Consider the following 12312-nt stretch of genomic DNA (forward strand, 5'->3'; position numbering starts at 1 on the left):
ATTTGAACCATGGCCCGAATGAAGTTTCTTTGCGACGAAGAGCGCTGCATCGAATGCAACGCCTGCGTCACCGCGTGTAAAAATGAGCACGAAGTCCCTTGGGGCGTCAATCGTCGGCGGGTGATCACGCTGGACGACGGATTGCCTGGAGAGAAAACCATTTCCGTCGCGTGCATGCATTGTTCCGATGCGCCTTGCCAGGCGGTCTGTCCGGTGGACTGTTTTTACACCACCGAGGACGGCGTCGTGCTGCACGACAAGGACCTGTGCATCGGTTGCGGCTACTGCTTCTACGCCTGTCCGTTCGGTGCTCCGCAATACCCGCAGGACGGCGCTTTCGGCGCGCGCGGCAAGATGGACAAGTGCACGTTTTGCGCCGGCGGTCCGGAACAGGATCATTCCGAGGAAGAGTTCAAGAAATACGGCCGGAATCGTCTAGCCGAGGGCAAGCTTCCCCTCTGCGCCGAAATGTGTTCCACCAAGGCGCTGCTCGCGGGCGACGCCGACATGGTGGCAGACATCTTCCGCGAACGGGTGGTTCGCCGCGCCGGCAACGACAATCCGGATTTGCAGCGCCAGCCGCAGGGCAAGCCCTGGGGCTGGGAGACCGCTTACAAGGAAGGGTAGGCAGCATGAGACGGCTTGGCCTGTTCTTGCTGATCATTCCAATCCTGCAAGGCTGTTACGAAGATCCGGACGTGACTCTGCACCGGGCTCATGAATATAAAGGCAAGGAAGACCGCCATGTGGGCGATGCGGGCTACCGGCGGGAACAGTTGAGATTGCGCTTCAAGACCGTACAGAGCGACCGTTAGCATGATGACTCAAGTTCAAAAAGCGTCGTTTTGGCGGATTTTGTCGGCTTTCGCGCTCATGCTGGTTCTGCTGGCGATCTCTGGAACGCTGCGAGCCCATGAAGGCGAGAGACACGAACTGCACAAGGCTGAATCGGTGGTGAATCCCAGATCCGACTATTGGCGGCAGGTGCGGGAAGGCGTTCAGGGCTACACCGCGGTCAAGGGACAGGAGACGAACGTTCTGATCCAGGGCGGCGGCCAGAATTGGCGGCGGCTCCGGAACGGCCCCATAGCGAGCTACGGCGGCGTTCTCTTGGGAGTTGTGGTTTTCGCGCTCGGAGCGTTTTATCTCTGGCGCGGACAGGTAAAGCTCAGCCAGCCCCGATCCGGCGAAACCCTGGTGCGCTGGACGCTCGCCGAGCGGGTTCTGCATTGGTACACGGCGCTGCTGTTTATTTTTCTGGCGATTACCGGTTTGAGTTTGCTCTATGGTCGAGCGCTGCTGATTCCGCTCGTGGGGCATAAGGCCTTTTCCGTCTACGCCGAGATTGCCAAGCTGCTGCACAACTTCATCGGCCCCTTGTTCATCGTCGGTTTGTTGCTCATGTTTGTCGCGTGGGTCAGGGACAATCTTCCGAGCCGGATCGATATCGACTGGCTCAGGGCCTTCGGAGGCATGGTCGGCGATCGTCATCCGTCCGCCGGACGCATGAATGCCGGCGAAAAAATGTGGTTCTGGCTTTTGGCGAGCGGCGGGCTGGCGGTGAGCGTAAGCGGTTTGCTGCTGGATTTTCCCAATTTCGGCCAGGAACGTTGGCTATTGCAACTGTCGCATCTGATTCATGTCGTTTTCGCTTTGGTTCTGATGGCGGGAGCCTTGGGACACATCTATATAGGCACGATCGGGACGGAAGGAGCACTCGAAGGCATGGTGCGCGGAAGAGTCGACAAGAGCTGGGCGATTCAGCATCATGATTTGTGGTGCGAGCAACTCGCCGCGGACGAATCCGGCTCTTCGGTTCCCGACAGGCCGCCCCTTCCGGAGACGAGCCGCATCGCCTCGTGATGTCTCTTTATTTTCTTACCTGAAGGAGTGATGGCTATGACGGACCGTGTCTATAAACTGATCGAAATCGTCGGGACTTCGCCGCACGGAACGGACGAGGCCACCCGAAATGCCATAGAAAAAGCATCGAAAACGGTCAAGAACCTGGACTGGTTCCAAGTTGTCGAAACGCGGGGTCAGATTGCCAACGGCAAAATCGCCCATTATCAAGTGGTCTTGAAGGTCGGATTTCGGCTCGAAGACTGAGTCAACCGCTACATTCGTATGGACGTCCAAAATCGCCCTTCGTGGTCGAAGGCTTTCTAATTTTCGGGAATTCACATGGTTTTCAAGCCCAGATTCTATTTTCTCGTTGGTTTTCTGTTTTGCATGGGGCTGCTCGCGGCCGCTCTTTATTTCCAATTTTCCGGCGGGCTGGAGCCCTGTCCGCTATGTGTGTCCCAGCGCATCATGGTTTTCGCCGTCGCATTGGTGATGCTGGTTGCGGTTCTGCATAATCCGAAGAGGACTGGGGTCAAGGTCTACGCGATTCTTGGGTTCGTCATGGCCGTGCTGGGCGGAACGGTTTCGGCCCGGCATGTCTGGCTGCAGCATTTGCCGCCGGAGGAAGTGCCGGCCTGCGGTCCGGGATTGGAATACATGTTCCAGTATTTTCCCTTGACCGAGACCCTCAAGGCGATGCTGAACGGGACCGGAGACTGCGCCAAAGTCGATTGGACGCTGCTCGGGCTCAGTATGCCCGCCTGGGTGTTGATCAGCTTCTTCATCTTGGCGCTGCTCAGCCTTACCCAATTCTGGAACAGTTCGGCTGTGCGTGGAGATCAACGATATTTTTCGACTAAGAGCGAACTGCCGTTTCGCTGAAGGCGTTAACGCGAAGCGTTAAGGCATCGTTAGATAATTCCGGCGAGATTCGACAGTTGTGGCTTTGCCGATACACATGTCACGGAAAGGTCACATTTGCAACGTACATTGAACGATTATCCGAAGGAGTGAGTATCGAGAATGTCCGTGATAAACGTGCTCGTTGTCGAAGATGAAGATGCGATTCGTGAAATGCTTGGTTTGGTCCTGGAACAGGCCGAGTTCGCCGTCAGGGCCGTTGCGGATACCCACCAGGCGCAATCGGCCTTGAATGAGTCGGTTCCCGATCTGATTTTATTGGACTGGATGTTGCCCGGCTTGAGCGGCGTCGAATGGGCTCGCCGTCTCAAGAAAGACAAACAATATAGCGAAATTCCCATCATCATGATCACCGCTCGCGGCGAGGAAGAAGATAAAATCCGGGGGTTGGATGTCGGGGCCGACGATTATGTCACCAAACCGTTCTCGCCGCGCGAATTGATAGCGCGGATCAAGGCGGTTCTTCGGCGTAGCAACAAGTACGGCAAGGGCGGAAGAATCGAGATTGGCGGGATCGCGTTGGATGTCGACGAACATAGGGTTAGCATTGCCGACAGCCACGTTATTCTGAGTCCGACTGAGTACCGATTATTGGAATTCTTCCTCACCCATCCCGACAAGGTCTACAGCCGTAGCCAGTTGCTCGACCAGGTTTGGGGGCGAAGTTCATTCATCGAGGAACGCACCGTCGATGTCCACATCCGGCGCCTGCGCAAGATCCTGGCCGAACATGACCGCGAGGAGGTTATCCAGACGGTGCGCGGTTTCGGATACCGTTTTTCTGAGAACTTGTGAAAAACCTACTGCGCGGTTCGAGTCCGCACCTGCGATGCTCAACGTACCCCTTTGTACGCCTGCGCTTTTCACGCCGGACCTCCGTGTCCGGCACCCTGTGGGCGGCAACTGCCGTGCAAATCGGCATTCCTGCCGATTTGTCGGCGCGGACTCGAACCGCTCGCGACGGTTTTTTTACAACCCCTGACCAAACCTGATTCATGTCGAGCCCCTGGCGATCGGAATTTTCCTTTCTCTTTTTAACACTGTTAGTTGGCACTTTCCTCGGTAAGGTCCTGAACAGTTTCGCCGTCGTGCTCTGGGTTTGTCTGCTGGCCTATCTGGCGAGACAGCTTTTTTATGCAAATCGGCTGCTGGTTTGGCTGCGCAGCGGCAGATCCGGCCAGCCGCCTCAGGGCAACGGCGTCTGGGAAGAAATCTATTACCTCATCTATCGCTTGAGGCGACGCAACAAGCGTCGCAAAAAGCAGCTCATCCGGATGCTCGAGCGTTTCCGCACGGCGACGGCGGCATTACCGGATGCAACCGTGGTGCTGGGGCCTCGGGATGAAATCGATTGGTTCAACGAAGCGGCCGAGCGCCTGCTGGGGCTGCGCCGTGGCGATATCGGCCAGCAGATCGGCAATCTGCTGCGCCATCCGAAGCTCAGCCAATACCTCCAGACTGCCGATTATCGTGCTACGGTCAGCATTCCATCGCCCCTCACCGAAAACATGCAGCTTGAAATTCGCATCGTGCCTTATGGAGAAGATTTGCGCCTTCTGGTCGCGCAGGATGTGACTCAACTGCGATTTATGGAGCGCGTGCGCAGCGATTTCGTGGCGAACGTGTCCCACGAACTGCGCACGCCGCTGACGGTCTTGAAAGGTTATCTTGAAACCTTGGGCCAGGTGGATGGATCTCTGCCGGAATCGCATCTGAAAGTGTTTCAGCGCATGGAGGAACAGACGGCCCGGATGGAAAGCTTGGTCGACGGCCTTCTTGCACTGACGCGATTGGAGTCGGCGGCGCATCAGACGGTGCAAAAGCGGATAAACGTTCCGGCGATGCTGCAAGACATTTGCGACGAGGTCAAGCTCTTGGCCGACGAACACCCCGCCATCGAGCTGGTCCTCGAAACCGACGCCCATTTGCTGGGCGCCGAGCAGGAATTGCGCAGCGCGTTTTCAAACCTGATCGTCAATGCGGTGAAATATACGCCAGCCACGGGCCGGGTTACCGTGCGTTGGCGCTGCGAGGGCAAGGGAGCTAGGCTGGACGTCGAGGACACCGGGCCGGGCATCGCGCAACACCATCTGCCGCGGCTTACCGAACGGTTTTACCGGGTTGCCGTTGACGGATGTAAGAATAAAGGCGGGTCCGGGCTTGGATTGGCTATCGTCAAGCATGCGCTGTCCCGGCACGGCGGAGAGCTCAAAATTGCGAGCACGCTCGGGCGGGGCAGTTGCTTCAGCTGTAGTTTCCCCGAAGATCGAATCGTGCGGGTCGACTCCCGCACCGATGCCAAGCTCGCGCAAAGAATGTGATATCCAGAGCGGATAGACGAGTTGCCGGTTCCGTCCGTCTCGGCTCGCGTGGGCAGCCGAGCCGTCGGTTTTCGGGTTTGATACGGCAGGGAATTCACCTCTTTCTCGCTGCGGTGCTTTTGGCTGGAGGCGCCGGTGCCGTCTACGGATCATCCGAAGGGGCGGAGACCATCAGCGGGGATGCCGGCAGCGACGAGCTCGGGGCGAGTGACCTCGGCAGGCTGATCCGGGATTGGACCAGCGCGTTTCAGCGAGATCATGCCGGGGCTACGCTTCGCTTGCGCCCGGCCCGCTCGCTCGCTTCACCGGGCGCATTCGACGAGGCGCGCGGCGATGCGATTTACGTCGGCTATCGGCTGAACCGCGAGGCAATCGATGGTTTTTCGCGAAAACTCGGTTACAAGCCAACCCCGATTCGAGTCGCTCTCGATGCGGTAACGATTTTCGTACACCGGGATAATCCGATCCGAGGCATGACGCTGGCCCAGGCCGGCTCAGTTTTCTCGCGTTCGCCGATGTGTCGAGGTGCTCAGTACCTGGCGACCTGGGGAGCGTTGGGCTTGATCGGGGAATGGCGAACCCGGCCGTTACAGGTATTTGCGATCGGATCCGCCGACGATGTGTACGATTATTTTAGCGAGCAAGTCCTGTGCGGAGGCGCACTGGGTGAATTCGTTCAGGTGCGGCCCGATTCCGGATCGGTCGCCGGTGCCGTGAGTGAATCCTTGAATGCCATCGGTTACGGCCGAGGCGACTCGACAACTGTATCCGTGAAGCCAGTACCGCTGGCGGTAGACGCGAATATGCCTTTTGTTGCGCCGAGCGAGCGCAATGCCGTTAGCGGTGCTTATCCGCTGACGCGGTTTCTCCATATATATGTCAATAAGAGCCCGAATAGACCGCTAGCGGGTGTGCAAGCGGACTTCGTCCGATTTGTGCTGTCGGCGGAAGGTCAGCAAATTGCCAGCCGCTACGGATACATCCCGGTTACCCCGGATGTTGCAAAAAAGGAACAGAAATTGATTGGCACAGGGCAACCCTGAGGTTGGGCCGAACTATTGAATTGAGCATTTTCCTTCAATTCAGTTGCGCCGCGGCTGATCCGCGACTAAGATTGTGCCTGTTGTAAGTTTTCAAATCTTGTTGGTATTCCAACTACAGGGAGATGGATATGTTGAAAAAAATTCTAATTGCTTTGGGCATAGCAAGCGTCGCGGCGACAGCAGTGCAGGCCGAGGAGCATTTTATGGATGATCGGTGGTATGTCGCCCCGTTCGGCACATACTTCAATCCGGGCGGCGACCGTAATGCGAAAGACGATTGGGGCGCTGGCTTGGGAATCGGTAAGATCATCAACGAATATTTCAATGCCGAGGTCAGAGGTTTTTGGCAACACCTGAATGGCAAGGGCTATAACGGCGATCTTACCGGCGGCACCGTGGACCTGCAGTATTACTTCATGCGCGATGTGTTCTCGCCGTATGCGGTTATCGGCGCCGGTGGCATGAATACCAGCGCAGCCGGCAGAAGCGGCGCATCGTTCATCGGCGAGGCTGGCGTCGGTGCGACTTATGAGTTGCACGACAACTTCCTGCTCCGCGGCGATGTCCGTTATCGCTACGTCTACGAAGGAAATGGCGGCGTATACCGGAACGAAGACGATTTCCACGACATGGTCGTCAATCTCGGCTTTGTTGTTCCCTTCGGCGAGAAACCGAGAGCCGTGGCAGAAGCAGAACCTACTCCCGCGCCCGCAGACGATTGTGCTGCCCGCGACTCTGACCGTGACGGCGTGAACGATTGCGACGACAAGTGCCCCGGCACCATGGCTGACTCGAAAGTCGACGACCAAGGCTGTCCGATCAGAATCGAGCTTAAGGGCGTCAACTTCAAATATAACTCGGATGAGCTCACCGAGAACGCGAAAAGCATTCTGGACGGTGTTGTTGAGCAGCTCGTTGCTTCAAACGAAATGCGCGATATCGAAGTCCAGGGACACGCCAGCAGCGAAGGAAGCTCTCAGTACAATCTGAAGCTTTCGCAGCGCCGTGCTCAATCGGTGGCAGATTACCTGAAGTCCGCAGGCTTGAAGAACCGACTGTATGCGAAAGGTTACGGCGAGGACTATCCGATCGCCGACAACAGCACGGAAGCCGGTCGCGAGCAGAACCGCCGCGTTCAGCTGGTCTTTATGGGTGAATAAATACACCGCAATATCAAGCGGCATGGTTGCCTGATAGCAACCGCCGTCAATCAAAAACCCGCTCCCCGGAGCGGGTTTTTTCTGCTCGTTTTAATACTAAAATGTCGTGGAACTAGGCTATTGTGCTGGTTCGTTCCTCGTGCAACCCGTCCGCAGGTAAATTGTGAATAAGCGTGTTAATTTTTTCGCTGCATTGTTTGCAGCGCCTCTGATGATGCAGGCTGCATCCGCTGCCGAAATGCGCGGCTTTGTGCATATTAACGGCTCGAATGTTGTTAGGCCGTTTGCCGATGCAGTGGCCGACCGAATCAGCAAGTCCGGCAAGATCAAACGGCCATGGGTCGAGTCGAACAGTACCGGCGGTGGAATTCAGTTGTTTTGCGAGCCCGAAACCGGCGAATCTCCCGATATCGTCAATGCTTCGAGGCCGATGAAAAAATCGGAATTCGAAGCCTGTCAGGCATCCGGCATAAAGAACATCGTCGAGGTAAAGATCGGATATAGCGGCCTAGTGCTCGCGCACTCCAAGAAGGTGCCGGCGCTGGATATCACCCGGAAAGAGTTGTTTTTGGCTTTAGGAAAAAAGGTGCCTGATCCTAAATGCAAGAATTGCGACACGCTGGTCCCGAATCCCTATAAGACCTGGAAAGACATCAATCCGTCGCTGCCCGATACGAAGATCGAAGTCGTCGCTCCGCCGATCGGTTCCGGCATACGTGAATTGTTCGAAGAGGCCGTCTCGAAGGCTGGGTGCGAGAGTTTTCCCTTCATTGCCGCTTGGAAGGAAACGCAGAAGGCCAAGTATAAGGAAGTCTGCTTCACCGCCCGCAGCGATGGCGCCTATATCGAAGAAAGCGGAAATGCGATAGCGGCCATGTTGGCCAAGAACCCCGGGCTGTTGGGGTTTGTGTCGTACAAACAATATGCGGGCAATACCGATCGGCTGAATGCCGCTCGTATCGACGGAGCCGTCCCGAGTGTCGAGAGCATTGCGGCAAACCGTTACCCCATCGCCAGACCCTTGTTCCTCTATTTCAAGGCGGATCATGTCGGCAAAGTGAAGGGGCTGCAACAATATCTCGCCGAGTTTACGAATGACAAAGCGTGGGGCGAGAAAGGCTATCTTGCTCAGCTGGGATTGGTCCCGATGTCCGCGGAAGAACGTAAACTCTACGCAGCAGATGTGAAGAAGCGAAAGCCGATGTCGGCACCGATCGACACGGTCGCCGCAAGCCGAAGCTTGCCGGATGCGCAGCGCGTGGCTCGCTAAGGTCGTGCTGTTCGCCTTGACGGCGTTAGCACTGGGTCGAGGAGGTTCCATGGCTTCGTCGAGAATTTCAGATTGTCCGGATAGTCCCAATTGTGTGTCCAGTCTCTCTCGGGATCAGGATCATTACGCGACTCCCTTTCGCGTGGACATAGCGCCTGACGAAGCTTGGGCGGCCCTGAAGCGCGTATTGGGGGCGGAACCCCGCACCCGGGTTGTCGAGGAGGACAACGAGCGATGGTATCTCCGCGCCGAGGCCACGAGCCGTCTTTTCCGATTCGTGGACGACGTGGAATTCCAGCTTATTCCGGAGGAGCACCTCATGCACGTTCGCTCCGCGTCGCGGGTCGGCTATTGGGATTTGGGCGTCAACCGCCGGCGGGTCGAGCGCTTGCGCGAAGCGCTGAAGCGTGAGGGCTTGTGGCGATAACCGCGACGCGGTGGAAGTGACGATGTATCCGTTGGATTTAAGCGAAATCGACCGTTTCTTGGAAGAGGATGTCGGTTCAGGCGACTTGACCGCTTCGATTGTTCCGAAGCACGCAACGGCGAGAGCGCGCGTGATCACCCGCGAGTCCATGGTGCTGTGCGGGCAGGCCTGGTTCGCCGCCGTTTTCGCCCGGCTCGGCGGTTCGGTTCAAATCGATTGGCTGGTGACGGAGGGCGAACAAGTCGAGGCGGGCGCCGAGCTGTGCGCGATGCAAGGCCCCGCCCGAGCGCTCCTGACCGGCGAACGCTCGGCGCTCAATCTTCTACAGACTCTGTCGGGCACCGCGACCTTGGCGCGTGCTTATGCCAAAGCCGTGGACGGCACCAAGGCGAAGGTCCTCGACACTCGCAAGACCATTCCCGGCCTCAGGAAGGCACAGAAATACGCCGTCCGCTGCGGCGGCTGTGATAACCATCGGATGGGACTCTACGACGGCATTTTGATCAAGGAAAACCATATCCTGGCTTGCGGGTCCATCGAAAAAGCCGTGCACGCCGCGAAAGCCCTGGGCGCTAACGTGCCGATCGAAGTCGAAGTGGAAAATCTCGATGAATTGCAGCAAGCCTTGGCGGCCGGCGCCGAGCGGATTCTTCTGGATAATTTCACGATTGCGATGATGCGGGAAGCGGTTACCGAAACCGCAAGCCGCGCCAAGCTCGAGGTATCCGGCAACGTGACCCTGGATACCATCCGGCAGATCGCCGAGACCGGGGTGGATTACATTTCGGTCGGTGCCCTGACCAAGAACGTTCGAGCAACCGATTTGTCGATGCGGATCTCGATTACCGCCTGAGCTCTGCGAGTCAGTCGGCCAAAGGCAAGGTTTTGTCGGGATTCAAAATGCCGTTCGGATCAAACTGACGTTTGACGGCGCGCATCAATTCCAGGGCGCCGGTGTCGATTTCCCGGTCAACGTAATCCCTCTTTTCGAGACCGACGCCGTGCTCGCCGGACAAGGTACCGCGCAGCCGCAGCACCAGCGAAAAGATCTCCCCCAGGCATTCGTGGGCCTTTTCGGTTTCGCCGGGTTTGGCGGGATCGAACAGCAGGTTGACGTGAATGTTCCCGTTTCCCGCATGGCCGAAGTTGACGATCGCCAAGTCATACCGCTGCGACAGCTCGTTTAGTCCGGCGATCAGCAAAGGCAACTCGGTGACGGGCACTACCACGTCTTCGTTGATTTTCTTCGGCGCGACCTTCCGCAGCGCCGGCGACAGTGCCTTGCGCGTTTGCCATAAGGCTTCGACTTCATCGGCGGTCGCCGCAACGCGAAACTCCAGAAGCCCCTCGTTTTGAGCAGCGCGCCGCACGCTCTCGATCTGTACCGCCATTCCCTCGGCAAATCCGTCCACTTCGACCATTAGTAAAGCACCGGCGCGCTCCGGCAAGTCGGCGCGAGAGTAACGGCGAATCAGTTCGATTGCGTTTCCATCGATGAATTCGAGGGCGCAAGGAACCGCAGGTTGAGCCATGATTCGGGTGATGGCTTCCGTAGCATGGTCCAAATCGGCATAGATCGCCCGCATGGTGCGTTTGGCTTCGGGCAACGGCGTCAGCTTGAGCGTCGCCTCGGTAATCAGCGCAAGCGTTCCCTCCGAGCCCAATAGCAGCCGGGTCAGATCGTACCCGACGACGCCCTTGGTGGTGAAGACGCCCGTACGGATCTCCGTCCCCAAACCGGTCACAGCTCGCAAGGCGAGGGTGTTTTCGCGGGGAGTGCCGTATTTCACCGCGCGTGGGCCGGCGGAATTGTAGGCGAGATTCCCGCCTACACTGCAAAAGGCGGCGCTGGTCGGGTCGGGCGGCCAGAAGAAGCCGTGCGGTTTGAGAAAGTCCTGTAGCGCCTGATTGGTCAGGCCCGGTTCGACGACGATGTAGCGGTTGCCCGGCGAGAATTCCACAATCTGGTTCATCCGCTCGAACGAAGCCACAACTCCACCCCGTAAAGGCACTGTCGCGCCGGTCGTGCCGGTGCCGCGGCCGCGCGCGGTCAAAGGCACCCGATGCTCGTTGCACAAGCGGGCCAGTTCGACCGTCTGGGTGTGGCTGGTCGGGAAAACGACCGCTTCCGCCAGAGCTTGACGGCGGCTGTTGTCGTAGCCGTAAGCCCAGCAATCGGCGGGGTCCGTGTAAAGCGAGCCGGGTGGGAAAATTTGCGCCAACCGGTTCAAAAAGGCGCTGGGTAAAGCCAAGAAATCAGTCCCCGAACAATTGGTGGTCTATCAAATCGCACAGGCAGTGCGTGATCAGCAGGTGGACTTCCTGTATTCGGGCCGTCGTCTCCGAGGGTACGCGGATCTCGATATCGGTTTCCAGCAGCAAGGGCGACAGCGCTCCGCCGTCCCGGCCGCTCAGGGCCAGCACCGACATGTCCCGATCATGGGCGGCAGTAACCGCGCTCAAAATACTGGAGGAATTGCCGCTGGTGGTGTAGACGACGAGAAGATCGTTGCTGTGGCCCAAGGCTCTGATTTGCTTGGCGAAAACGTCGTCGAACCGATAATCGTTGGCAATCGAGGTCAAGGTCGATGTGTCGCAAGTGAGCGCGATAGCGGGCAGGCCGGGGCGCTCCCGCTCGAAGCGATTCAGCATCTCGGAAGAAAAATGCTGCGCTTGCGCTGCCGATCCGCCGTTGCCGCAACAAAGAATTTTGCCGTCGCTGAGTAAACACTGAGCCAGCCTGACTCCGGCAATTTCGATGATCTCTCCGAGCCTGGCCAGCGATTCGCGGCTTGCTTCAACGCTGGTCTCGAATTGACGAAAGACTCGTTCTTGTAAATTCATGCCCTGCTATCAAGGTTGCGTAGCGAAAACCTTAAAATCGGTTAAGAGCCTATCCCAGTAGGCTCAAGAAACCCTTCGACAAGCTCAGGGCGAACGGCCTACTGGGATAGGCTCTAAGTCGCCTGAAAAGCATCTTTCACCCATTTTACAGCAAGCCCGCCGTTTGCGGGGGCCAGCGCCGCCACATCGAAACGAGCCGGCCGATCCATCCGCTTTTCCCGAAGAAAGTGGGCGGCGCTTGCCAACAGCTTTGCTTGCTTGCGCCGATCCACGCTCTCCAGTGCACCGCCGAACTGGATACTTCCCCTATAGCGGACCTCCACAAACACGATGGCGCACCCGTCTTCCATAATCAGATCGATTTCACCGTATCGGCAGCGGTAATTGCGCTCTATCAGCCGCAGGCCATGGGTCTGCAAAAAAGTCAGCGCTTCTTCCTCGGCGATACGCCCTTTGGCCTGGCCAAGGGTGGTCATTTCAG

General features: G+C 57.6%; 15 protein-coding genes. 12 read left to right on the forward strand and 3 right to left on the reverse strand.

The window, feature by feature from the left end; genetic code table 11:
- Positions 1–18: 18 nt before the first annotated feature.
- From fdh3B to nadC, 12 genes are all read left to right on the forward strand, one after another.
- Positions 19–627 (forward strand): formate dehydrogenase FDH3 subunit beta, encoded by a 609-nt coding sequence (gene fdh3B / locus ACR2R1_RS16010; protein ID WP_240502623.1) that lies wholly within the window; start codon positions 19–21, stop codon positions 625–627.
- Between the two features lie 5 nt (positions 628–632).
- The gene (locus tag ACR2R1_RS16015; protein WP_077732026.1) at positions 633–815 is read left to right on the forward strand and encodes a hypothetical protein; all 183 of its coding nucleotides are present in this window, start codon (positions 633–635) and stop codon (positions 813–815) included.
- Position 816: 1 nt separating this feature from the next.
- A complete protein-coding gene (locus tag ACR2R1_RS16020; RefSeq protein ID WP_434110928.1) occupies positions 817–1863 on the forward strand; it encodes a formate dehydrogenase subunit gamma in 1047 nt (348 codons plus the stop codon).
- Between the two features lie 36 nt (positions 1864–1899).
- A complete protein-coding gene (locus ACR2R1_RS16025) occupies positions 1900–2109 on the forward strand; it encodes a dodecin (RefSeq protein WP_077732024.1) in 210 nt (69 codons plus the stop codon).
- A 75-nt stretch (positions 2110–2184) separates the two neighbouring features.
- On the forward strand, positions 2185–2727 hold the full coding sequence (locus ACR2R1_RS16030; protein WP_077732023.1) for a disulfide bond formation protein B: 543 nt from the start codon (positions 2185–2187) through the stop codon (positions 2725–2727).
- Between the two features lie 141 nt (positions 2728–2868).
- On the forward strand, positions 2869–3561 hold the full coding sequence (phoB, locus tag ACR2R1_RS16035; RefSeq protein WP_077732022.1) for a phosphate regulon transcriptional regulator PhoB: 693 nt from the start codon (positions 2869–2871) through the stop codon (positions 3559–3561).
- Positions 3562–3761: 200 nt separating this feature from the next.
- Positions 3762–5087 carry a phosphate regulon sensor histidine kinase PhoR gene (phoR, locus tag ACR2R1_RS16040; protein WP_077732021.1) on the forward strand — a complete coding sequence of 442 codons (1326 nt, stop codon included), beginning with the start codon at positions 3762–3764 and terminating at the stop codon, positions 5085–5087.
- Between the two features lie 77 nt (positions 5088–5164).
- Positions 5165–6130: a PstS family phosphate ABC transporter substrate-binding protein gene (locus tag ACR2R1_RS16045; RefSeq protein ID WP_156881161.1), complete on the forward strand. Its 966-nt coding sequence runs from the start codon at positions 5165–5167 to the stop codon at positions 6128–6130.
- A 128-nt stretch (positions 6131–6258) separates the two neighbouring features.
- The gene (locus ACR2R1_RS16050) at positions 6259–7290 is read left to right on the forward strand and encodes an OmpA family protein (protein WP_077732019.1); all 1032 of its coding nucleotides are present in this window, start codon (positions 6259–6261) and stop codon (positions 7288–7290) included.
- Between the two features lie 163 nt (positions 7291–7453).
- Positions 7454–8560 carry a substrate-binding domain-containing protein gene (locus ACR2R1_RS16055; RefSeq protein WP_240502622.1) on the forward strand — a complete coding sequence of 369 codons (1107 nt, stop codon included), beginning with the start codon at positions 7454–7456 and terminating at the stop codon, positions 8558–8560.
- A 49-nt stretch (positions 8561–8609) separates the two neighbouring features.
- Positions 8610–8987: a DUF1499 domain-containing protein gene (locus ACR2R1_RS16060; RefSeq protein WP_434110931.1), complete on the forward strand. Its 378-nt coding sequence runs from the start codon at positions 8610–8612 to the stop codon at positions 8985–8987.
- Positions 8988–9009: 22 nt separating this feature from the next.
- Positions 9010–9840: a carboxylating nicotinate-nucleotide diphosphorylase gene (gene nadC, locus ACR2R1_RS16065; RefSeq protein WP_077732017.1), complete on the forward strand. Its 831-nt coding sequence runs from the start codon at positions 9010–9012 to the stop codon at positions 9838–9840.
- Positions 9841–9850: 10 nt separating this feature from the next.
- Here nadC and ACR2R1_RS16070 read toward each other — a convergent pair whose 3' ends face one another.
- The 3 genes from ACR2R1_RS16070 to ACR2R1_RS16080 all read right to left on the reverse strand — a co-directional run bounded on the left by ACR2R1_RS16070 (position 9851) and on the right by ACR2R1_RS16080 (position 12307).
- The gene (locus tag ACR2R1_RS16070) at positions 9851–11239 is read right to left on the reverse strand and encodes an FAD-binding oxidoreductase (RefSeq protein WP_086133675.1); all 1389 of its coding nucleotides are present in this window, start codon (positions 11237–11239) and stop codon (positions 9851–9853) included.
- A 4-nt stretch (positions 11240–11243) separates the two neighbouring features.
- The gene (locus ACR2R1_RS16075) at positions 11244–11831 is read right to left on the reverse strand and encodes a phosphoheptose isomerase (protein ID WP_077732015.1); all 588 of its coding nucleotides are present in this window, start codon (positions 11829–11831) and stop codon (positions 11244–11246) included.
- Between the two features lie 113 nt (positions 11832–11944).
- A complete protein-coding gene (locus ACR2R1_RS16080; RefSeq protein WP_077732014.1) occupies positions 11945–12307 on the reverse strand; it encodes a YraN family protein in 363 nt (120 codons plus the stop codon).
- Between the last annotated feature and the right edge of the window lie 5 nt (positions 12308–12312).

It is taken from the genome of Methylocaldum sp. GT1TLB, assembly GCF_051027445.1.
In the GTDB taxonomy this organism is placed as follows: Bacteria; Pseudomonadota; Gammaproteobacteria; order Methylococcales; family Methylococcaceae; genus Methylocaldum.

Excerpts from the sequence above, each read along its gene's own strand:
- fdh3B (WP_240502623.1), top strand. The coding sequence starts at position 19 with ATGAAGTTTCTTTGCGACGAAGAGCGCTGCATCGAATGCAACGCCTGC.
- ACR2R1_RS16015 (WP_077732026.1), top strand. The coding sequence starts at position 633 with ATGAGACGGCTTGGCCTGTTCTTGCTGATCATTCCAATCCTGCAAGGC.
- ACR2R1_RS16020 (WP_434110928.1), top strand. The coding sequence starts at position 817 with ATGATGACTCAAGTTCAAAAAGCGTCGTTTTGGCGGATTTTGTCGGCT.
- ACR2R1_RS16025 (WP_077732024.1), top strand. The coding sequence starts at position 1,900 with ATGACGGACCGTGTCTATAAACTGATCGAAATCGTCGGGACTTCGCCG.
- ACR2R1_RS16030 (WP_077732023.1), top strand. The coding sequence starts at position 2,185 with ATGGTTTTCAAGCCCAGATTCTATTTTCTCGTTGGTTTTCTGTTTTGC.
- phoB (WP_077732022.1), top strand. The coding sequence starts at position 2,869 with ATGTCCGTGATAAACGTGCTCGTTGTCGAAGATGAAGATGCGATTCGT.
- phoR (WP_077732021.1), top strand. The coding sequence starts at position 3,762 with ATGTCGAGCCCCTGGCGATCGGAATTTTCCTTTCTCTTTTTAACACTG.
- ACR2R1_RS16050 (WP_077732019.1), top strand. The coding sequence starts at position 6,259 with ATGTTGAAAAAAATTCTAATTGCTTTGGGCATAGCAAGCGTCGCGGCG.
- ACR2R1_RS16060 (WP_434110931.1), top strand. The coding sequence starts at position 8,610 with ATGGCTTCGTCGAGAATTTCAGATTGTCCGGATAGTCCCAATTGTGTG.
- nadC (WP_077732017.1), top strand. The coding sequence starts at position 9,010 with ATGTATCCGTTGGATTTAAGCGAAATCGACCGTTTCTTGGAAGAGGAT.
- ACR2R1_RS16075 (WP_077732015.1), bottom strand. The coding sequence starts at position 11,831 with ATGAATTTACAAGAACGAGTCTTTCGTCAATTCGAGACCAGCGTTGAA.
- ACR2R1_RS16080 (WP_077732014.1), bottom strand. The coding sequence starts at position 12,307 with ATGACCACCCTTGGCCAGGCCAAAGGGCGTATCGCCGAGGAAGAAGCG.